Source organism: Streptomyces sp. 351MFTsu5.1 (assembly GCF_000383655.1).
GTDB lineage: Bacteria > Actinomycetota > Actinomycetes > Streptomycetales > Streptomycetaceae > Streptomyces > Streptomyces griseorubiginosus.
On the sequence record NZ_KB911796.1, the window covers coordinates 151,418 to 172,997 of the forward strand.

Consider the following 21,580-nt stretch of genomic DNA (forward strand, 5'->3'; position numbering starts at 1 on the left):
GCACGTACGACGACGGGCCCGCCCCCTGATCCGGGGGCGGGCCCTTTTGTGTCCTCGCGGTGGCACCGCCATGCAGCACCGCGAGGGGTTCGGGAGGCCTAGCCGAAGCGGCCGGAGATGTAGTCCTCCGTGGCCTGGACCGACGGGTTGGAGAAGATCCGCTCCGTCTCGTCGATCTCGATCAGCTTGCCGGGCTGCCCGACGGCGGCCAGGTTGAAGAAGGCCGTGCGGTCGGAGACACGGGCGGCCTGCTGCATGTTGTGCGTCACGATGACGATCGTGAAGCGCTCCTTCAGCTCACCGATGAGGTCCTCGATGGCGAGCGTGGAGATCGGGTCGAGGGCCGAGCAGGGCTCGTCCATGAGCAGCACCTTCGGCTCGACCGCGATGGCGCGGGCGATGCACAGCCGCTGCTGCTGACCGCCGGACAGACCGGAACCGGGCTTGTTCAGCCGGTCCTTGACCTCGTTCCAGAGGTTGGCGCCCTTGAGGGACTTCTCCACGATGTCGGTCAGTTCCGACTTCTTGTACGAGCCGTTCAGGCGCAGGCCCGCCGCCACGTTGTCGAAGATCGACATCGTGGGGAACGGGTTCGGGCGCTGGAAGACCATGCCGACCTCGCGGCGGACGGACACGGGGTCGATGCCCTGGCCGTACAGGTCTTCGTCGTCGAGGAGCACCTTGCCCTCGACGCGGCCACCGGAGGTGACCTCGTGCATCCGGTTGAGGGTGCGCAGGAACGTGGACTTGCCGCAGCCGGAGGGGCCGATGAAGGCCGTCACCGAGCGGGGCTCGACCGTCATCGAGATGTCTTCGATCGCCTTGTGGGAGCCGTAGTAGGCGGTGAGCCCACTCACGTCGATTCGCTTGGCCATGACTACTTCACTTCCAGATCTCGGTCGCTGTGTGGCCGCGTCAGCGACCGGTCTTCGGGGCCTTCCAGCGGGCGATGCCGCGGGCCACCAGGTTCAGGATCATCACGAAGGCGATCAGCGTCAGCGACGCCGCCCACGCTCGGTCGTACGCCGCACCGGCGCCCGCGCTGTTCGCGTACTGCTGGTAGATGTACAGCGGGAGCGACTGCTGCGCACCCTCGAAGGGGTTGGCGTTGATGAGCGAGTTGCCCCACACCAGGAGCAGCACCGGCGCGGTCTCACCGGCGATACGGGCGACCGCCAGCATGATGCCGGTGGTGATGCCGCCGATGGAGGTCGGGACGACCACCTTCAGGATGGTCCGCCACTTCGGGATGCCCAGCGCCAGGGAGGCCTCGCGCAGCTCGTTCGGGACGAGCTTGAGCATCTCCTCGGTGGAGCGGACGACGACCGGCATCATCAGGATCGCCAGGGCGAGCGAGCCGGCGAAGCCGAAGGGCTGCATGTCGAACATCAGCATGATCGAGAGGATGAACAGACCGGCCACGATCGACGGGATGCCGGTCATGACGTCGACGAAGAACGTGACGGCCTTGGCGAGCCTCCCGCGCCCGTACTCCACGAGGTAGATCGCGGTGAGCACACCGATCGGCGCCGCGATCAGGGTGGCGAGGCCGACCTGCTCCAGGCTGCCGAGGATGGCGTGGTAGATGCCGCCGCCCGGCTCGTCGTCGGCGACCAGGCCCATCGAGTGGGTCAGGAAGTAGAAGTCGAGGACCTTCAGACCGCGCGCGACGGTCGACCACACCAGGGAGACCAGCGGGACGACGGCGAGCAGGAAGGCGACCCAGACCAGGGAGGTGGCGACCCGGTCCTTGGCCTGCCGGCGCCCCTCCACCCGGGCGGCGATGCCGTACGTGCCGAGGACGAACAGCAGCCCGGCTATCAGCGCCCACTGGATGCTGCTGTGCAGGCCGGCGGCGAAGCTGATGCCGATGCCGAGGGCGACGGAGCCGGCGGCGATCGCGTACGGCGACCACTTCGGCAGGCGGGCACCCTTCAGGGTGCTGACGGTGGCTGCGGTGCTCATGCGTTGGCCCCCGAGTACTCCTTGCGGCGGGCGATGATCATGCGGGCCGCGCCGTTGACCAGCAGGGTGATGACGAACAGGACCAGACCGGACGCGATCAGCGCGTCCCGGCCCAGCTCGCTGGCCTCACCGAACTTGCTGGCGATGTTCTGGGCGAAGGTGCCGCCGCCCGGGTCGAGCAGGCTGGCCTGGATGTCGAAGGACGGCGAGAGCACGGTGGCCACGGCCATCGTCTCGCCGAGCGCGCGGCCGAGACCGAGCATCGAGGCGGAGATCACACCGGAGCGGCCGAAGGGGATCACCGCCATGCGGATCACCTCCCAGCGGGTGGCGCCGAGCGCCAGGGCCGCCTCCTCGTGCATCTGCGGGACCTGGCGGAAGACCTCGCGGCTCACGTTGGTGATGATCGGCAGGATCATGATCGCGAGCAGGATGCCGACGGTCAGCATGGAGCGCGGCGCGCCCTGCTGCCAGGAGAAGATGCCGGTCCAGCCGAAGTAGTCGTTCAGCCAGCCGTACAGGCCGTTCATGTGCGGTACGAGGATCAGGGCGCCCCACAGGCCGTACACGATGGACGGCACGGCGGCGAGCAGGTCGATCACGTAGGCGATCGGACCCCTCAGCTTGCGCGGGGCGTAGTGCGTGAGGAACAGCGCGATGGCGACCGCGATCGGGACGGCGATGGCCATGGCGATGATCGAGGAGACGATCGTGCCGAAGGCGAGCACCGCGATGCCGAACTTCGGCGGGATCAGCTGGGTGTTCCACTCGAACGCGGTGAAGAAGTTCGCCTCGTCCTTGCTGATCGCGATCGAGGCGCGGTAGGTGAGGAAGACCGCGATCGCGGCCATGATCACCAGCAGCAGGATGCCCGACCCGCGGGAGAGACCGAGGAAGATCCGGTCACCGGGTCGGGTGGCACCACGGGCCGCGCGCTTCTGCTCGGCCACGGTCGGCTGGGGACTGGGGGGAGGTGCGTCTTTTATCTGTGTGTCCATCGGGTTCTCCGGTCTGCGGAGCCGTACACGGGGTGCGGCTCCTGGCGGCGGTGCACCGGACGGTGCGGCCGGCCGGGGTCCCGTGCTGCGGGGCCCCGGACCGGTCCGCACACTCAGGTCAGCTCAGGCTCTCGATGGTGGTGCGAACCTTGGCGATGATGTCGTCGGGGATCGGCGCGTAGTCGTTCTCCGCGAGGATCTTCTGGCCGTCCTCGGAGGCGATGTAGCGCAGGAACGCCTTGGTGGCGGCGAGGGTGTCGGCCTTGTTGCCCTTGTCGCAGACGATCTCGTAGGTGACCAGGACCATCGGGTACGCACCCTCGGCCTTGGTGCCGTAGTTGAGCTCCAGCGAGAGGTCGGAGCCGGTGCCGACGACCTTGGCGTCGGCGATGGCCTTGGTGGCGTTCTCGACGGTCGGCTCGACCGGGGCGGAGGCGCCGGTGTTGATGCTGACCGGCGTGATGCCGTCCTTGGCGTAGGAGAGCTCGAAGTAGCCGATGGCGCCGTTGGTCTGCTTCACCTGCTGAGCGACACCGGAGGACTGCGCGGCGGACTGGCCGCCCTTGGCCACCCAGGTCTTGCCGTGCTCGTAGGGCCAGTCGCTCTTGGCGGTGGCGATCAGGTACTTGGTGAAGTTGTCCGTGGTGCCGGAGTCGTCCGAGCGGTGGAACGCCTGGATCTTGAGGTCCGGCAGCTTGACGCCCGGGTTCAGCTTGGCGATCGCCGGGTCGTTCCAGTTGCTGATCTTCGAGTTGAAGATCTTGGCGATGGTGGGCGCGTCCAGCGTGAGCTTGTCGACACCGGAGATGTTGATGCCGAGGGCGATCGGGCCGCCGACCATCGGGAGGTCGATGCCCTGGCCGCCGGAGCAGACCTTCTTGGAGGCGGTGACCTCTTCCGGCTTCAGCGCGGAGTCGGAACCGGCGAAGGCGACCTGGCCGTTGTTGAACGCGGTCACACCGGCGCCGGAGCCGCCGCCCTTGTAGTTGATCTGCACGCCACAGGCCTGCGTGAACTGCTTGACCCAGGCGTCGATCGCGTTCTTCTGCGCGGAGGAGCCGTCGGCGAGCAGCTGGCCCTTGGCGTCGTCGCACTTGATGTTGCCGGCGGCGGCCGTCGTGGCACCGCCGCTGCCGCCGCCGCTGGTGTCGTCGGAGCCGCACGCCGTGAGGGCCAGGGCGCCGGAGACGGCGAGAGCACCGAGAGCGAGGGCCCGCCGGTTCTTGCGCTGAAGCTTCACTTGAGTTCCTTCCGGGAGCCGCCGTCCTGAATCCGGCGGCGTGCGCGAAGTCTGGGTGACACGGGTGCGCCGTCGTGGCGCACCTCGCATCGCGTAAGGCCGAAATTAGGCAGATCAGGTGAAGGCGCTTATGGCCGGAAGTGAACGAGGGGTGAACCCCTGAGAAAGGTGCGGTGAGGTCACGGAACGCTCACGTCGAGGGCACGGTGTGATTCCGGAACCGGCACGGGAACCCTCACTCCCACAACCCCGTCTCGTTCCACGGAAGCCGACGAGGCAGACGAAAGGCACGACACATGGAACGGCGTACGTTCATCGCAAGCGGCACGGCCGTGCTGGCGGCGGCCGGCACCGCCGCGTGCAAGGGCAAGGACAGCGCAGGTGCCGCGCAGAGCACCCTCGACCAGCGGCTCTCCTCCCGTACGCCTGCCTCGGCCGCCCCGAACTGGGCCGCGCTCGGCCGCGACCTCGACGGCACCCTGGTCCGCCCCGGCGAGGCGAACTGGACGACCGCCCGTCAGCTCTACAACACCCGCTTCGACTCGCTCAGGCCCGCCGCGGTCGCGTACGTGGCGCACGCGGACGACATCCGCAGCACCCTCGCGTACGCCCGCGCGCACGGCCTGCGGGTCGCGATCCGCAACGGCGGCCACTCCTACGCCGGCTGGTCCTCGGGAAACAACCGGCTGATCGTCGATGTCTCCGAGCTGAACCGGGTCCGGGCCTCGGGCGGCACCGCCGTGGTCGGCGCCGGCGCCAAGCTGATCGACGTCTACCGGGCGCTCACCGCGAAGGGCGTGACGATCCCGGCGGGCTCCTGCCCGACCGTCGGCGTCTCCGGCCTGGTCCTCGGCGGCGGCCACGGAGTGGCCTCCCGGGCCTACGGCCTGACCTGCGACAGCCTCACCCAGGCCACCCTGATCACCGCCGACGGCAAGCAGCTCACCGCGAACGCCGGCACGAACAAGGACCTGTTCTGGGCGCTGCGCGGCGCGGGCAACGGCAACTTCGGCGTGGTGACCGAGCTGCACTTCAGGACCCACCCGGCCCCGCAGGGCGTGACCGCGTACGCGACCTGGCCGTGGTCGAAGGCGGCCGCCGTGCTGAAGGCCTGGCAGGAGTGGGGTCCCGGCCAGCCCGACGAGATCTGGTCCTCCTGCCACCTGGAGAACGGCGGATCGCCCTCGGTGGCGGTGGCGGCGTTCTCGATGGGCACCTACGGCGAACTCCAGAACGCGCTCGACCGGCTGGCCGACCGGGTCGGTTCACCGGCCCGCAGCGTCACGCTCCGACGGCACTCCTACGAGAGCGCGATGGAGGCGTACGCGGGCTGCTCGTCCTTCGCCACGGACGCCCAGTGCCATCTGCCCGGCTCCACCCCGAACCGCAACCCGCACGGCGCGCTCGGCCGCGAGACCTACGCGGCCCGCTCGGACTTCTTCGACCGCTCGATCTCCGCGGCGGGCATCCGCACCCTGCTGTCGCACATCGCCTCGGTCCGGGGCGGCTCGGGCAGCGTGGCCTTCACGGCCCTCGGCGGAGCGGTCAACCGGGTCTCCCCCACGGCGACGGCCTTCGTCCACCGCCGCTCCCGGATGCTGGCCCAGTACATCGCGTCCTGGCGGCCGGGCACCGCGGGCACGGCGGCCCAGTCCTGGCTCACCGGCACCCACGACGCGATGAAGCCGTACGCCTCCGGGGCGGCCTACCAGAACTACACGGACCCGACCCTCAAGGACTGGCGCAAGGCGTACTACGGCGACGCGGTGACCCGGCTGACGAAGGTGAAGAAGCAGTACGACCCGGAGGGGTTCTTCTCGTACCCGCAGTCGCTGTAGCGGTTTTCGCTACGCGGCCAGGTCCCTCTCGGTTCCCGGCGCTCCCTGCCGGGTCCCGGGAATCACCGCACCCGCCCGCTCGGTCCCCCGCGCCCGAATCAGCCACGCGCCTTTCGACGACCCCTCGATCGCCCTCGTCAAAGGGGTCAACAGGGCCATCGCGAGCGGGGAAAGCAGCAGCGCCACAGCCGTTCCGAGCGCGAACCCGCCGACGACATCCGTCGGATAGTGCACGCCCATGTAGACCCGGCAGAACCCTTCGAGCAGCGCGAGCAGAATCCCGATCACGCCGAACTTCCGGTGGGCGACGAACAACGCGACCGCCATCGCCATGGTGATCGTCGCGTGGTCGCTCACAAAGGAATAGTCGGTCTTCCCGGAAACCAGGACTTCGAGCCCCTCGTGGGTCCGGAACGGCCGGGGCCGCTCGACGAATCCCCTTATGGGGATGTTCACGAGAACGGCGAGCGCGGCGGCGAGCGGCGCCCAGAGGAGCGCGGCCACGGAGGACGCGGCGTCCTCACCCCCGCGCCGGCGCCCGCTCCACCAGCACCACAGGATGAGCAGCACCATTCCGAGCAGGATCCCGTACTCCCCGACGTACTCCATGACCCGGTCGAACCAGTGCGGGGCGTCCTTGGCCAGGCCGTTGATGTCGTAGAGCAGGTCGACGTCAGGGTTCGACCCGGTTTCGGCGAGAACAGCCATGGTGCTGCGGCCCCTTCGTCGTCTTTCCCGGCGTACCCATGTGCGCTCGGCTACGCCCTCAGGAACGCACGGCTCCCGTTAATACGTTCCACGTTCCACTGAATGATCACGCAGACGTTATCGAAGAGAGACACATCGCCGCAGCTCAGGGGGTGGGTTTCACGCTCGGTCACACGGTGGTGGGCAATGCTTTCGCGCCATCTTCGGTGACCCGGGTAGCGCCGAAGTACTCAGAAGTGTCGATCGGGTCGAACCGGATCACAGCACCTGTTCTCGGTGCGTCGATCATGTATCCGCCGCCCACATAAATACCCACATGATGGATGGCACGCGAATTTGTCGGGTCCTTGGAGAAGAACACCAGGTCTCCCGGCAGCAGTTCACTTCTGGCCGGATGAGGGCCCGCGTTGTACTGGTCGTTCGCGACGCGGGGAAGAGTGACGCCCACGCTCTCGTAAGAGGCCTGCGTCAGCCCCGAGCAGTCGAACCGCCCGCCCTGGGCGGCCGTACCGGTGCCGCCCCACAGATAAGGCGTCCCGAGCTTCTTCTGCGCGTAGTAAATGGCCCCCGCGGCCTGCTTGGAGGGATCGACCCGGCTCGTCGGCGCGGCGAAGCTCTCCTCCAGGGTCGTGATGGTCTTCACGTAGTTCTGGGTTTCCTTGTACGGCGGCACGCCCCCGTACTTGATGACCGCGTACGCGCCCGCGTTGTAGGAGGCGAGCATGTTGTCGGTGAGGTTTCCGGGCACGTCCTTCACATAGGACGCGAGCGAGCAGTCGTAGGAAGCCGCCGACGGAATGGCGTCGTTGGGGTCCCAGACGTCCTTGTCGCCGTCCCCGTCGCCGTCGACGCCGTGCGTGGCCCAGGTCCCCGGGATGAACTGCGCTATCCCCTGCGCCGCGGCCGCGCTCTGCGCGTGGGGGTTGAACCCGCTCTCCTGGTAGAGCTGGGCGGCGAGCAGGGCCGGGTTGATGGCGGGGCAGAGGTTGCCCCACTTCTGCACGAGCGCCTGGTAGGCGGCCGGCACGGCACCCTTGGCCAGGGATCTGGTGGCTCCGCCCACCCCGCCGGCGAGGTTGCCCGCGACGACGTAGACCCCGACGACGAGCAGCATCACGAAGCTGAGCCCCGCCCCGAGAGCGGCGCCCGCCACGAGCCACGCCTTACGCACCGTCAACCGCCCCTCACCGACCGGGAGTCCGCCCGCGCCAGTTTATGAGCTTCCCCGCCGGAAACCGGGGTACTCGGCGGGGTCGGCGCAAAGATCACCGCAGTGCGTCAGCAGACGGCCTCCCGGTAGAGCCCGGCGGCCTCCGCACCCAGGACCACGCTGTACGACACGTCGGGCGTCAGTCCGCCCTCCTCGTGCCCGCCCAGCACACCCACGACCTGCCCGTCGCCGTTCACCCAGGGGCTGCCGCTGGTCCCGCCGGTGAACTCCGGGCAATCTATGCGCTGTTGCGTACGGCTGTGCGCGGTGGGCCTGTTGGTGCAGCTGATCGGCACGTCCCGGGAGGAGGGGTACCCGGTGACCGTGACGGCGGTGGCCCCGGTCGCCGTACCCGTCGTGAACCGGTCCGCGCCGACGCGGTCCTGGACCTTCCCGTCCACGGTGGCGAAGGCGAGGTCGCTGTCCTCGTCCTGCGCCTTGGACCAGCCCTCGGGCAGGTACCGCTTCTCCACCTTCCACTTCCCGTAGGGCGCCCGGCCGTCCCGGTACCCGGGCTCGAACACCAGGTCGTCGCTGTCGTCGAGACAGTGCGCGGCCGTGACGACGAGGTCCTTGTCCGGGCTGCGGACGACGGAGGCGGTACAGACGTGCTGCTTGCCGTCGAACAGGGCGCCCACCAGGGCGTTCTGCCTGGTGGCGGGGGCGACCTCGGTCACCCCGAACGGCCCTGTGCCGTCGTCGGCGATCGCCTCGGAGGACGCGGTGACGGCGAGCAGGACGACGACGGCGTACAGAGCGGTACGTGGCGTGCGCTTCATCGGACGCCAGCATTCCGCACGAAGGTGAGAAAAGCGTCAACTGAGCGTACGAGTGTGGACGGAGCTCCCCTGGGAAGTCGGTTCCGAACGCCCAAGGGCCACGACTCCGTCCGCCTGCCCAGACGCCGACACCGGCCCCCGCAGCACAGCCGCCCTCGCCGGGTCCGTACGGTGTCCGGCCGCCCGCACGCCACACCGGCACCGGCCCGCCGCACAGCCCAGCCGGATCCGCCCGCCCCGCCCCCAGGAGGACCCCGTGTTCGACGGCTTCGAGCTGACCCACCGCCCAGGCCGCGACGGCGTCCGGCTGCGCGTACGCCACGGCGGCACCGGCCCCGCCGTCCTCCTGCTGCACGGCCACCCCCGCACCCACGCCACCTGGCACCGCGTGGCCCCGCTGCTGGCCGCCGCCGGGCACACCGTCGTCTGCCCCGACCTGCGTGGGTACGGCGGCTCCGACAAGCCCCCGACCGACCCGGAGCACCGCCCGTACTCCAAGCGCGCGATGGCCGGGGACTGCCTCGCGGTGATGCGCGGGCTGGGGCACGAGCGGTTCGCGGTCGTCGGCCACGACAGGGGCGCCTACGTGGCCACCCGCCTCACCCTGGACCACCCCGAGGCGGTGTCCGCGCTCAGCGTGCTGGACGCGGTCCCGATCGGGGAGGCCCTGCGCCGCTGCGACGCCGGTTTCGCCGCGAGCTGGTGGCACTGGTTCTTCCTCGGCCAGACCGCCAAGCCCGCCGAACGCGTCATCGACGCCGACCCGGACGCCTGGTACACGGCCACACCCGAGCAGATGGGCGCCGAGGCCTACGAGGACTTCCACCGCGCGATCCACGCCCCGGCCACCGTGCACGCCATGTGCGAGGACTACCGCGCCGGGCTCGGTGTCGACCGGGAGCACGACGACGCCGACCAGCGGGCCGGCCGGCGCATCGGCTGCCCGCTCCAGATCCTGTGGGCCACCCGCGACGACATGGCCGAGCTCTACGGCGACGTCGTCGCCGTCTGGCGCGACTGGGCCGGCGCCCACCTGGAAGGTGCCCCGATCGACTCCGGCCACCACATGGCCGAGGAGGCCCCGCAGGCCCTCGCGGACGCCCTGCGCGCCTTCTGGCAGAAGGTCTGACGCCCCTCTCCGTGATCCTTCGATTGTGTGCGACGCGTGTAGATGGTCAAGCCGTGACCATCCCCCGCCCATCCAGCCGCCATTGATCAGCAATCCCGCAACGCCCTTCGGTAAGGCGGTAGTCAGGATTCCGAAACCCGTCTTGTTGTCACGTACTCAACAAGGCGATGGTCTACGCGGGTCGCCGCCCCCACCGGAACCTCACCGGTGGTCCCCCACTGCAGGCCTCTGCAACCACTCCCAGGAGGCTGTACGTTGCGTACTTCCAACTCCCCCCACATAGCCGGCAGATGGCGCCGGGCCGGCTCCACCGCCGTGGCCACCACCGCCCTCGTGTTCGCCGGCCTCGGCACCGCCGCCCACGCGACGGCGGCCACGCCCGACCACGTGAGAGCCAAGACCGTCGCCACCGCCGTCGCGAAGGCGCACGTGCAGTACGAGAGCGCGTGTGACGCCACCCCCAAGAAGGGCTACGCCGCCTGCAACGCCCTGCGCGTCACCGCCGGCACCACCGCCTTCATGGAGAAGCAGGCCGCGCTCAAGGGCGTGACCGCCAAGACACTCAAGCCGAACGCCTCCTCCGCCACCCCGACCGGTTACGGCCCGAGCGACCTGCGCTCCGCCTACGGCCTGACCTCCGCGTCCGCCAACAACGGCGCCGGCCAGACCATCGCCATCGTCGACGCCTACGACGACCCCAACGCCGCCGCGGACCTGGCCACCTACCGCAGCTACTACGGCCTGCCGGCGTGCACGGTCGCGAACGGCTGCTTCAAGAAGGTCTCCCAGACCGGCTCCACGACTTCCCTGCCCACCGCCGACAGCGGCTGGGCCGGCGAGATCTCCCTCGACCTCGACATGGTCTCCGCGATCGCCCCCAACGCCCACATCCTGCTGGTCGAGGCGAGTTCGTCGAGCATGGCCAACCTGGGCAAGGCGGTGAACGAGGCCGTCACCCTGGGCGCCAAGTTCGTCTCCAACTCCTACGGCGGCTCCGAGTCGTCGTCGGACACCTCGTACGACTCCTCGTACTTCAACCACCCGGGTGTCGCCATCACCGTCTCCGCCGGCGACGAGGCCTACGGCGCCGAGTACCCGGCCGCCTCCAAGTACGTGACGGCGGTGGGCGGCACGGCCCTGAAGACCTCCTCCACCACCCGCGGCTGGACCGAGACGGTCTGGAAGACCAGCTCCACCGAGGGCACCGGCTCCGGCTGCTCGGCCTACGACGCCAAGCCGTCCTGGCAGACCGACACCGGCTGCACCAAGCGCATGATCGCCGACGTCTCCGCCGTCGCCGACCCCGCCACCGGCGTCTCCGTCTACGACTCCTACGGCTCCGACGGCACCGGCTGGAACACCTACGGCGGCACCAGCGCCTCCGCCCCGATCATCGCGTCGGTGTACGCCCTCGCGGGCACCCCGGGCAGCAGCGACTACCCGTCGCAGTACCCCTACGAGGACACCGCCGCCCTCAACGACGTGACCTCGGGCAACAACGGCACCTGCTCCACCAGCTACTTCTGCACCGCCGGGACGGGCTACGACGGCCCGACCGGCCTCGGCACCCCGCAGGGCCTGGCCGCCTTCGGCGGCTGAGCCACCCCCTGAACGTCCCCGTCGGGTCACGGGGACGCCGCCCTTGAGAGGGGGACGTGGGGTCCCCTCGGCGGCACCACGGCAACGGGCCACGACATCCGGTCGCGGCCCGTTCGCCGTATCTCCGCGCGTCACACACCTGTGAATCAGGTCAAGCGGGCGCCGCCCGCAGTCCAACGGCCTTTCATCGCCGGGTAATCCGAGCCCCGCTTCGGTAAGGCGTGAGTCAGGATTCCACCGGCTCCCTTGTTGTCACGTCCTCAACAAGAGGACGGTCGTCGCAGGCCGCCGCCCGCCACCCGGGACACCCCACCGACGGCACGCACCCGCACCGCCCCTGTTCCCCCGTCATCAGGAGGCTGCATCTTGCGTACCAACTCCCCCCACAGACGGCCCGGATGGCGCCGCGTCGGCACCGCCGCGGCCGCCACCGCCGCCCTCGCCCTGGCCGGCCTCGGCACCGCCGCCCACGCGGACGCCACGACCTCGTCCAAGGTCACCTGGACCGCGACCCCCTGCGCCACCCCCAAGAAGGCCGGCGAACTCGCCTGCAACTCCCTGCGCGTGACCGGCGGCACCACCGCCTTCCAGAAGGCCCAGCAGGCCCGCGGCGTCACCCCGAAGGCCGCCGACGCCGCCACCCCCACCGGCTACGGCCCCACCGACCTGCGGTCCGCCTACGGCCTGACCGCGGCCGCCGCCTCGGGCGGCACCGGTGCGACCGTCGCCATCGTCGACGCCTACAACGACCCCAACGCCGAGGCCGACCTCGCCACCTACCGCTCGTACTACGGCCTCCCCGCCTGCACCACCGCCAACGGCTGCTTCAAGAAGGTCTCCCAGACCGGCTCCACCACCTCCCTGCCCTCCAGTGACGCCGGCTGGTCCGAGGAGATCTCCCTCGACCTCGACATGGTTTCCGCGATCGCCCCCAACGCCCACATCCTGCTGGTCGAGGCGACCTCGCCCACGATGGCCAACCTCGGCAAGTCGGTGAACGAGGCGGTCACCCTCGGCGCCAAGTTCGTCTCCAACTCCTACGGCGGCTCGGAGTCGTCGAGCGACACGTCCTACGACTCCTCGTACTTCAACCACCCCGGCGTCGCCATCACCGTCAGCGCCGGCGACTCGGGCTACGGCGCCGAGTACCCGGCCGCCTCCAGGTACGTGACCTCGGTCGGCGGCACCGCCCTCTCCACCTCCTCCAACGCCCGCGGCTGGACCGAGAGCGTCTGGAAGACCAGCTCCACCGAGGGCACCGGCTCCGGCTGCTCCGCCTACGACGCCAAGCCCTCCTGGCAGACCGACACCGGCTGCACCAGGCGCATGATTTCGGACGTCTCCGCCGTCGCCGACCCGGCCACCGGCGTCTCCGTCTACGACTCCTACGGCATCACCGCCGGCTGGTACACCTTCGGCGGCACCAGCGCCGCCGCCCCGATCATCGCGAGTGTCTACGCGCTGGCCGGCACCCCCGGGAGCAGCGACTACCCGGCCCAGTACCCCTACAAGCACACCTCCGCCCTCAACGACGTGACCTCGGGCAACAACGGCTCCTGCACCACGAGCTACTTCTGCACCGCCGGGACGGGCTACGACGGCCCGACCGGCGTGGGCACCCCGGAAGGAGTAACCGGCTTCACCAGCTGACTCTCCGTCAACGAACGGGCCGCGGGGCTCCCCTCCCGCGGCCCGTTCGTCATACCGGGGGCGGTCCGGGTTAGCCTTCACCCGCAGAACATCGGTGCCAGAAGCACCGCAGGTCGTAAGAGGGGTCAACGACGGAACCACACGACAGGTTCCGCTCAGGCCTCATTGCCCGGCGTGACCTGCCGTGATACACAGAGTGACCAGACAGTCATTCGTACGAAACCCGTCGGCCAATGCCGCCAAGTCGACATACGACGGCAGAATTGTCGGCGACAATGAGGACTGACCTCTGCGCCCACGCAGGGGGACGGAACTACCCACCAGGGGCGGTGACTTACATGTTCTTTGCGGCCGACAAGGGCGACATCAACACCATCATCGGCGGGATCGCTCCCGACTGGGGGCCTTTCGGGGCGCTGGGGACCGAGGCCAAGACGATGATCCAGGTCGTCATGGCGGTCGCCATCCTGCTCTGCCTCGGCATCGCCATCTGGGGCGCCGCCAAGCAGCGCATCGGCGCCACCGCCCTGCGGGACACCTTCAGCGCGGAACAGGGCAAGGGCCTCATCGTCGCGGGCCTGACCGGAGTCTTCATCATCGGCTCCCTGGGCACGCTCTTCACCATCGTGTACGGAATGGCCGTATAGCCGCAGCGTCCGGTCGACGCACCTCCAGTCCGGCCGGGCGCTCCCGGTACCCCCTCCTACCCCACCCGTCCGCAGTGCCCACCGGCTGAGGTTGCGTTCCCTGATGTCGAGTCACCACACCGCACCCGCGCGGGAACCAGCGCGGCTACCGTCGTACTCCTACGGGTTTTCGTACGACGTCGAGGGGGCGTGAGCGGCATGAGTCCGGACGACGACCACGAGGGCTACGGCGGCACGGGCCAGACCCGCACCCGCTACCCCGAGCGCCCCGGCGACGTCTACGGCGGCGCCCGCCGCACCCCCCGCTCCTCCTCCAGAAGCCTCGTCACCGTCGTAGGCGTCATCGTCCTCCTGATCGCAGCAATCGCCTTCGCGAACCGCGGCGACAACGCCTCGGACTCGACGGCGACGGGGACGGGGGCGGGGGGCGAACCGAAGAGCTCCTCCACGGCCCCGAGCGGCACCAAGCCCGTGAAGAGCACCTCGGGTGCGATCCCCACCGGCTACGCGCACGACACGCAGGGCGCCCAGAGCGCCGCGGCGAACTACGCGGTGGCGCTGGGCGCGGCCGACATGTTCAACAAGGCCCAGCGCGACGCGATCCTCCAGACCGTCATCGCCCCGGCGCGCCTTGCAGGTTTCCGATCGACCCTCGACCAGGCCTACACGCCGGCCTTCAACAAGACGGTCGGACTGAACGACGACGGCTCCGCACCCGCCGGCTCCACCTTCGTGTCCCGTACGAGTCCCATCGGCACCAAGGTCACCGCGTCCGCCCAGAACAGCGTGACCGTCGAGGTCTGGTGCAGCGGGCTGCTCGGCATGGCGGGCGAGAACTCCACGAACCCTGTCACCAACAGCTGGTTCACCATCACCATGCAGCTCGAATGGGTCTCCGGCGACTGGAAGGTCGCCACACAGTCCCAGAAGGCAGGCCCGGCGCCCGTCCCCGGCGACGACCAGGCCTCCAGCGCCGACGAAATGGCAAAGGCTGTCGATGAGTACGGAGGGTTCACCTATGCCCGGTAGTCGCTACGTGCTCAAGGCCGCCGCCGCGGTCACCGCCGTACAGAGCGCGACCGTGCTGCTGGCGACCCGCGCCTTCGCGGTCCCCTCGCCCACCCCGACGCCCTCGGCGAGCAACGACGCCTGTCGTCTCCTCAGCGGGGCCTCCAAGGCGCTGTGCGAGAGCGACCGCAGCAACAAGTCGAGCGGAGGGTCGATCACCGACGACCCCACCACCACGCTCGACCCCATGTCCTCGCTGGCCAACAGCTGCGCCAAAGCCGCCGCCTGGACCATCACCAAACTCAGCGACGCCGTCAAGGACACCGCCAACGTCGACTTCACCAACCAGAAGTTCCTCCAGCAGTACGCCGTCGTCTTCGCCGCCTCCACCATCCTCACCCTCCTCCTGTGGCTGCTCGCCGTCGCCAAGCGCGCAGTGAGAGGCGTCCCCCTCTCCACCGCCCTCAGCGAAGCCATCGGGTTCCTCTGGCTCACCGTCCTCGCCTCCGCCTTCACCCCCCTCATCCTCTACACCGTCGTCTCGGCCACCGACGGCGTCTCAGAAGTCCTCGCGAAAGCCACCGGCGACCAGACCGACACCTTCTTCGGCACCTTCTCCGGCGCCCTCCAGAAGGGCAACGACATCGGCGGCGGCCCCATCATGCTGATCGTCGTCTCCCTGGTCAGCATCCTCGCCGCCGGAGTCCTCTGGCTGGAGCTCGTGATCCGCGCCGCCCTCCTCTACGTCGGCGCCCTCCTCGGCACCGTCGTCTACGCCGGCCTCGTCGACAAGAACCTCTGGGGCCACGTCCGCCGCTGGGCCGGCATCATGATCGCCGTCATCCTGGTCAAACCGGTGATCGTCATCGTCCTCGGCCTCGCCGGCGCGCTCTCCTCCGACGACGGCCCCGACGCCTTCTCCGCTGTCGTCTCCGGCCTCGCCATCATCCTGCTCGCCATCTTCGCCAGCGCGATGATCTACCGCTTCGTCCCCGGCTTCGGCGACGAGATCGCCGGCTCCCGCAACAACCGCATCATGCAGGGCGCCGAAGGCAAGGCGGCGGCCGTCATCAGCTCGCCCGCCACCCTCGTCGCCCAGGGCATCAAGACCCACAGCTCCCGGGCCGACAACAACGGTCAGGCCTCCGGAGGTTCGGGCGCCCGCCCGAGCAACCCGGCGTCCGGCGGAGTCGCCGCCCACAGCTCGCGCACCCCGAACGGAGGCGGCGGATCTGTCCCCTCCGCCGCTCCCGCTCCCCGCGCCGGCAACCCGGTGAACACCCCGCACGCCAGCAACACCCGCAACAGCAACAGCACAGGAGGTGACGGGCGTTGACGACCGAGTCCCACGTGTCGCATGCGGTCACGCCCCGCCGGACATATCTGATCGGCCGCGCCCGGCCGAACGCGATCGTCGGCAGGAACCGTGAGTCGGGCGAGATCGCGCTCATCATCGTGGGCGCGTTCCTCGGCATGATGTGCGGGCTCCTCGTCCCGGTGCTCTCCCTGCGCATCGTGCTCCTGATGGGCTTCCCGCTCGTCGCGCTCGCCGCGGTCTACGTGCCGTACAAGCGCCGCACCTTCTACAAGTGGTTCGAGATCAACCGCAGTTACAAGCGCACCCTGCGCCAGGGCACCACCTACCGCTCCTCCGTCATGGAAGCCGGCACCCACGCCGACGGCCGCGAGGTCGAGGTCGGCCCGCCCCCCGGCATCGGCCGCATCAACTGGCTCGCCGCCCCGTTCGGCCCCGACGAGATCGCCGTCCTCCTGCACGCGGACCGCCGTACCGTCACCGCCGCCATCGAGATCGAGGGCCCCGGCGTCGGCCTGCGCGACTCCGAGGACCAGGAAGCCCTCGTCGACCGCTTCGGCACCCTCCTCAAGCACGTGGCCAACGGCGACGGCTTCGTCACCCGCCTCCAGATGCTCGCCCGCACCCTCCCCGCCGACCCCGACGCCCACGCCAAGGACGTCGCCGTACGCGGGGACGACAAAGCGCTGCCCTGGCTCCAGTCGTCGTACGACCAACTCCAGTCGATGGTGTCCACCAGCAGCGAGCAGCACCGCGCGTACCTGGTCGCCTGCATGCACTACACCCGCGAACTCGCCGCCGAGGCCCAGGCGATGGCCCGCGCGGCCCGCCCCCAGTCCGGCCGCAGGCTCGACCGGGACGCCGGTCTCGCGGTGGTCATGGCCCGCGAGCTGACCGACATCTGCTCGCGCCTCCAGGAGGCCGACATCCGCGTACGCCAGCCGCTCGGCCAGGGCCGGCTGTCGTCGCTCATCCACTCCATGTACGACCCCGACCACCCCATCGACCACATCCAGGCGATGACCCAGCGCAACGCCTGGCCGGCCGAACTCGACGCCATGGAACCGACGTTCCTCCAGGCGAAGACGAGGGAGTCCTCCACCCGCGCGCCCTGGTGCCACGCCACCGCCTGGGTCAAGGAGTGGCCGATGACCCCGGTCGGCGTCAACTTCCTGGCACCCCTGCTCGTGCACACCCCGGACGTCATCCGCACGGTCGCCGTCACGATGGACCTCGAACCCACCGAGATCGCCATCGAACGCATGCTGACCGAGAAGACCAACGACGAGGCGGAGGCGTCCCGCGCGGCCAAGATGAACCGCACGATCGACCCCCGTGACGTGGCCGCCCACTCCCGCCTCGACCAGCGCGGCGAGGACCTCGCGAGCGGCGCGGCCGGCGTCAACCTGGTCGGCTACATCACCGTCTCCTCCCGCTCCCCCGAGGCCCTGGCCCGCGACAAGCGGACCATCCGGGCCTCGGCAGGAAAGTCGTACCTGAAGCTGGAGTGGTGCGACCGCGAGCACCACCGCGCCTTCGTGAACACGCTTCCGTTCGCCACCGGCATCCGAAAGTAGGGGACCAAGCATGCGGGATCCGCTGTCCGTCCTCACCGACGCCTTCACGTCCTTCCTCTTCGGGAAGGTCGAGACGACCCGCCTGCCGGTCCGCACGTCCACCGGCCAGGCGCAGGCGGTCTACCTCCCGACCGCCGCGCCCGGCCTCGGTGACTCGGGCGTGATCATCGGCCGCGAGGTCTACTCCGGCAAGGGCTACATCTACGACCCCTTCCAGCTCTACGGCCAGCAGCTCCCGGCCCCCCACTGGCTGGTCCTGGGCGAGTCGGGCAACGGCAAGTCGGCCCTCGAGAAGACCTACGTCCTAAGGCAGTTGCGCTTCCGGGACCGCCAAGTCGTCGTCCTGGACGCCCAGGGCGAGGACGGCGCCGGTGAATGGAACCTCATCGCGCAGGAGTTGGGGATAACTCCCATCCGGCTCGACCCGATGGCCGCCCTGGACCAGGGCATCCGCCTCAACCCGCTGGACCCGGCGATCACCACGACCGGCCAGCTCGCCCTGCTGCGGACCATCATCGAGGTCGCGATGGGCCACGGCCTCGACGAGCGCTCCGGCTTCGCCCTCAAGGTCGCGCACGCCTACGTCAACGAGTCGATCGTCGAACGCCAGCCGATCCTCACGGACATCGTGGAGCAGCTACGGCACCCCGAGCCCGAGTCGGCCGAGGCGATGAACGTCGACATAGAGGACGTACGCGCCTGGGGCCTCGATGTCGCCCTGGTCCTGGACCGCCTGGTCGACGGTGACCTGCGCGGCATGTTCGACGGCCCGACCACGGTCGGCATCGATCTGGACGCGCCGCTGATCGTCTTCGATTTGTCCCACATCGACCGCAACTCCATCGCCATGCCCATCCTCATGGCGATCGTGGGCGTTTGGCTGGAACACACCTGGATCCGCCCCGACCGGAAGAAGCGCATCTTCCTGGTCGAGGAGGCCTGGCACATCATCAACAGCCCCTTCGTGGCCCAACTCTTCCAGCGCCTGCTGAAGTTCGGCCGCCGGCTCGGCCTGTCCTTCGTGGCGGTCGTCCACCACCTGTCCGACGTGGTGGACGGAGCAGCGGCGAAGGAAGCGGCCGCGATCCTCAAGATGGCCTCGACCCGCACCATCTACGCCCAGAAAGCCGACGAGGCCCGGGCCACGGGCCGCGTCCTGGGCCTGCCCCGCTGGGCCGTCGAGATCATCCCCTCCCTCACCCCCGGCATCGCCGTCTGGGACGTCAACGGCAACGTCCAGGTCGTCAAACACCTGGTCACCGAGACGGAACGGCCACTGGTCTTCACCGACCGCGCGATGACGGAGTCCTCCGCGGACCGCGAACTCGCCGACGACGCCCTGCGCGCGGCCGAACTGGAGGCGGAGGAGAGGGCGGCCGCCTTCGTGGAACAGCACATGGGCGACTCCGAGTCGACGGTGGCGTAGAAGGGGGCGGACAGTGGTGAGACCGGACGACCGCCGACGGGACCCTCGCGAAGCCCGGGAGGCCCAGGGAGGCATCCCGGACGGCCTCCTGGTCGGCATACTCGCCTTCCTCGTCGGCATGACCCTGCTGGTCTGGACGGCGACGGGCCTGGCGGGCCTGTTCACCCACGGCCACTGGCCCCGGTCCGTCACCTTCACCCGCACCCCCCTGGCCATGCGCCACCTCATCGGCCACCCCCAGGACATCCCGGGCGCCTGGCCCGACACCCCGCCCACCCAGCTCTCCGGCTACGGCCTGGTCTGGGGCCTGCTGATCGGCCAGCTGATGATCCTGGTCGTCCTGACCATCTTCGTGATGGGCACCCTGGCCCGCTGGAGAGCGGTACGGGCGAGAACGAAAGCGGAAAAGCTGGCGGCAAGGGAACGCCGTAGAGCTCCGGAACCGGTGCACGAGGTACCGGCCCCGAGACCATCCGCGGAGCAGGCGCCGACCGTTTCAGCCCCGCCGGGCGATCCACTGAGCTCAACGGCGAGCGCCCCGCCCGGGCTCCCCCATCCCGCAGAGCCACTCCGTACAACGCCCGCGACGGCCAATCTGCCCACTTCTCTGTCCAACGGTGAACGGGTGGGCGGGTGGGAAACATCCCGCGCCGAAGGCGCGATCTTCTACGCCCCCAGGGCAACCCGCCACACCACCGCCACCCAGACCATCAGAGACGCCGAGGGCCCCGCACTCGTAGTCACCTCGAACCCCACCCTCTGGCAGGACACCAAGGACGCCCGAGCCAAACTCGGCCCGGTCCACGTCTACGACCCCACCCACCTCTGCGACACCCCGGCCCGCCTCCACTGGTCACCGACAACCGGCTGCGAGAACAAGGAAACCGCGAAGGCCAGAGCCACCGCCCTCCTCGCCCCCGTCCGCCCCACCGCGAAGATCGACCAGGCCGTCACCGACGTGGCCGAAACGCTCCTGCGCAGCTACCTCCACGCCGCCGCCCTGGAGTCCCGCACCATCCGCCACGTCCACCGCTGGTGCCAGGGCACCCAGATCCAGGACGCGGTACGAACCCTTCGCACCCACCCGAAGGCCGCCCCCGGCTCCGCGGGCGAACTAGAAGCAGCCCTGACAGGGCACCCGGAGCGCAGGGACATCGCCCAGGAACTGACGGCACGGGCACTCTCCGCCCTCTTCACCGTCAACATCCGCGAGGCATGCACTCCCAACCGAAATGATGCCCTTGCCTTGGATTCCTTCGTCCACGAAGCGGGAACGCTTTATCTGGTCGGCGAATCCATCGAGGACCCCAGGACCAACCCTGGCGCGATGCCCCTTCTGACGGCTCTCGCCTCCAGCGTGGTCGAGCGTGGCCGGCGCATGGCCGAACGGTCATCCGCCGGTCGCCTCGACCCACCACTGACCTTCGTCCTGGACGACGTCGCAGCCGTGGCCCCGCTTCCCCAGCTGCCGGAGCTCCTGGCCACCGGAGCGGACCGCGGCCTGCCGACCCTGGCCCTGCTCCGCTCCCGGGAACAGGCCCGCACCCGCTGGCCGGACGCCGAACTGCCCGTGTAAGTGCACGAGCGTTCTCACGAGCGTTCGAGCACGAACTCCAACTCGGACTCCCCGGCAGCCTCCGCGAGCGGCACCACCACACCGCTCGGCACGAACCCCGTCCTGCGATAGAACCGCTGCGCCCGCGCATTGTCCTCGTGCACGATCAGCCGCACCCGCTCGGCCCCGTGCGCCCAGGCCCACTCCAGGGCCGCGTCGAACAGCACGTCGGTGAGCCCGCTGCCCCGCTCCTCGGGGCGCACGAAGACACCGACGAGATGCCCCTGCTTTTGCTCCACGGGGAACCCGGCCCAGTCCGTGGTACCGGGTTCCTCGATCAGCACGGTCACCATCCCGACCCACTGACCGTCAGGCGCCTCGGCGATGACCGTCTGCGCCCCGTCCGCCCCCTCCGCGCCGGAGGCCGTGCGCTCCTGCCAGAAGGAATCAGGCCGGCCAAGGGCCTCCTCATAGGTCTCCAGATAGGCAAGAGGCGCGACAGGATCCTGAAGCGCCTCCAGCCGCAGAGCCTTGGCGGCAGCCCACTCATCAGCACGAACGGACCGAATCACATAATTCATGCCGACCACAGTAGTACGGAAAAACAGAAAACCCCCGTTCCGAATGGAACGGGGGTTTTCTCAAAATTTGTTCGGCGGTGTCCTACTCTCCCACAGGGTCCCCCCTGCAGTACCATCGGCGCTGTAAGGCTTAGCTTCCGGGTTCGGAATGTAACCGGGCGTTTCCCTCACGCTATGACCACCGAAACACTATGAGATTAGACCGGATAAGACACGGTCGTTGCCTCAGAACTAACACAGTGGACGCGAGCAAATATGGACAAGCCCTCGGCCTATTAGTACCGGTCACCTCCACCCATTACTGGGCTTCCAGATCCGGCCTATCAACCCAGTCGTCTACTGGGAGCCTTAACCC

General features: G+C 69.4%; 18 protein-coding genes and 2 rRNA genes. 10 read left to right on the forward strand and 10 right to left on the reverse strand.

Going from position 1 to position 21,580, the window contains the following annotated elements; all coding sequences use genetic code 11:
* Positions 1-98 precede the first annotated feature (98 nt).
* The 4 genes from pstB to pstS all read right to left on the reverse strand — a co-directional run bounded on the left by pstB (position 99) and on the right by pstS (position 4,203).
* Entirely contained in the window at positions 99-875 is a 777-nt protein-coding gene (pstB, locus tag H295_RS0136160) for a phosphate ABC transporter ATP-binding protein PstB (RefSeq protein ID WP_020140239.1), read from the reverse strand.
* Between the two features lie 40 nt (positions 876-915).
* Complete coding sequence (pstA, locus tag H295_RS0136165; protein ID WP_020140240.1) at positions 916-1,965, reverse strand: phosphate ABC transporter permease PstA; 1,050 nt, start codon at positions 1,963-1,965, stop codon at positions 916-918.
* On the reverse strand, positions 1,962-2,963 hold the full coding sequence (pstC, locus tag H295_RS0136170; protein ID WP_028810066.1) for a phosphate ABC transporter permease subunit PstC: 1,002 nt from the start codon (positions 2,961-2,963) through the stop codon (positions 1,962-1,964). Before pstC ends, pstA begins: the two co-directional genes overlap by 4 nt.
* A 118-nt stretch (positions 2,964-3,081) precedes the next feature.
* Positions 3,082-4,203 carry a phosphate ABC transporter substrate-binding protein PstS gene (gene pstS / locus H295_RS0136175; protein WP_020140242.1) on the reverse strand — a complete coding sequence of 374 codons (1,122 nt, stop codon included), beginning with the start codon at positions 4,201-4,203 and terminating at the stop codon, positions 3,082-3,084.
* Positions 4,204-4,499: 296 nt separating this feature from the next.
* Between pstS and H295_RS0136180 the strand changes: the two genes are divergently transcribed.
* On the forward strand, positions 4,500-6,041 hold the full coding sequence (locus H295_RS0136180) for an FAD-binding oxidoreductase (RefSeq protein ID WP_020140243.1): 1,542 nt from the start codon (positions 4,500-4,502) through the stop codon (positions 6,039-6,041).
* 9 nt (positions 6,042-6,050) lie between these two features.
* On the opposite strand, the gene H295_RS0136185 is transcribed toward H295_RS0136180, so the two are convergent.
* The 3 genes from H295_RS0136185 to H295_RS0136195 all read right to left on the reverse strand — a co-directional run bounded on the left by H295_RS0136185 (position 6,051) and on the right by H295_RS0136195 (position 8,738).
* A complete protein-coding gene (locus H295_RS0136185; RefSeq protein ID WP_020140244.1) occupies positions 6,051-6,749 on the reverse strand; it encodes a phosphatase PAP2 family protein in 699 nt (232 codons plus the stop codon).
* 169 nt (positions 6,750-6,918) lie between these two features.
* On the reverse strand, positions 6,919-7,926 hold the full coding sequence (locus tag H295_RS0136190) for an NlpC/P60 family protein (protein WP_020140245.1): 1,008 nt from the start codon (positions 7,924-7,926) through the stop codon (positions 6,919-6,921).
* Between the two features lie 101 nt (positions 7,927-8,027).
* On the reverse strand, positions 8,028-8,738 hold the full coding sequence (locus H295_RS0136195) for a trypsin-like peptidase domain-containing protein (protein WP_020140246.1): 711 nt from the start codon (positions 8,736-8,738) through the stop codon (positions 8,028-8,030).
* Positions 8,739-8,994: 256 nt separating this feature from the next.
* On the opposite strand from H295_RS0136195, the gene H295_RS0136200 reads away from it, so the two are divergent.
* The 9 genes from H295_RS0136200 to H295_RS0136240 all read left to right on the forward strand — a co-directional run bounded on the left by H295_RS0136200 (position 8,995) and on the right by H295_RS0136240 (position 20,665).
* Entirely contained in the window at positions 8,995-9,867 is an 873-nt protein-coding gene (locus H295_RS0136200) for an alpha/beta fold hydrolase (protein ID WP_020140247.1), read from the forward strand.
* Between the two features lie 255 nt (positions 9,868-10,122).
* Complete coding sequence (locus H295_RS0136205) at positions 10,123-11,466, forward strand: S53 family peptidase (RefSeq protein ID WP_020140248.1); 1,344 nt, start codon at positions 10,123-10,125, stop codon at positions 11,464-11,466.
* 366 nt (positions 11,467-11,832) lie between these two features.
* The gene (locus H295_RS0136210) at positions 11,833-13,116 is read left to right on the forward strand and encodes a S53 family peptidase (RefSeq protein WP_020140249.1); all 1,284 of its coding nucleotides are present in this window, start codon (positions 11,833-11,835) and stop codon (positions 13,114-13,116) included.
* A gap of 338 nt (positions 13,117-13,454) precedes the next feature.
* A complete protein-coding gene (locus tag H295_RS0136215; RefSeq protein ID WP_020140250.1) occupies positions 13,455-13,763 on the forward strand; it encodes a hypothetical protein in 309 nt (102 codons plus the stop codon).
* A gap of 198 nt (positions 13,764-13,961) precedes the next feature.
* The gene (locus tag H295_RS0136220; RefSeq protein WP_020140251.1) at positions 13,962-14,792 is read left to right on the forward strand and encodes a hypothetical protein; all 831 of its coding nucleotides are present in this window, start codon (positions 13,962-13,964) and stop codon (positions 14,790-14,792) included.
* The gene (locus H295_RS0136225; RefSeq protein WP_020140252.1) at positions 14,782-16,107 is read left to right on the forward strand and encodes a hypothetical protein; all 1,326 of its coding nucleotides are present in this window, start codon (positions 14,782-14,784) and stop codon (positions 16,105-16,107) included. Before H295_RS0136220 ends, H295_RS0136225 begins: the two co-directional genes overlap by 11 nt.
* Positions 16,104-17,663: an SCO6880 family protein gene (locus H295_RS0136230; protein ID WP_020140253.1), complete on the forward strand. Its 1,560-nt coding sequence runs from the start codon at positions 16,104-16,106 to the stop codon at positions 17,661-17,663. Before H295_RS0136225 ends, H295_RS0136230 begins: the two co-directional genes overlap by 4 nt.
* A gap of 10 nt (positions 17,664-17,673) precedes the next feature.
* Positions 17,674-19,089, forward strand: coding sequence for an ATP-binding protein (locus H295_RS0136235; RefSeq protein ID WP_020140254.1), 1,416 nt, complete (start codon positions 17,674-17,676; stop codon positions 19,087-19,089).
* Between the two features lie 16 nt (positions 19,090-19,105).
* Entirely contained in the window at positions 19,106-20,665 is a 1,560-nt protein-coding gene (locus H295_RS0136240; RefSeq protein WP_020140255.1) for a type IV secretory system conjugative DNA transfer family protein, read from the forward strand.
* A gap of 14 nt (positions 20,666-20,679) precedes the next feature.
* Here H295_RS0136240 and H295_RS0136245 read toward each other — a convergent pair whose 3' ends face one another.
* The 3 genes from H295_RS0136245 to H295_RS0136255 all read right to left on the reverse strand — a co-directional run.
* Positions 20,680-21,225, reverse strand: coding sequence for a GNAT family N-acetyltransferase (locus H295_RS0136245; protein WP_028810067.1), 546 nt, complete (start codon positions 21,223-21,225; stop codon positions 20,680-20,682).
* Between the two features lie 69 nt (positions 21,226-21,294).
* Positions 21,295-21,411 (reverse strand): 5S ribosomal RNA (gene rrf / locus H295_RS0136250).
* A 69-nt stretch (positions 21,412-21,480) separates the two neighbouring features.
* Positions 21,481-21,580, reverse strand: a 23S ribosomal RNA gene (locus tag H295_RS0136255); the annotation flags it as partial.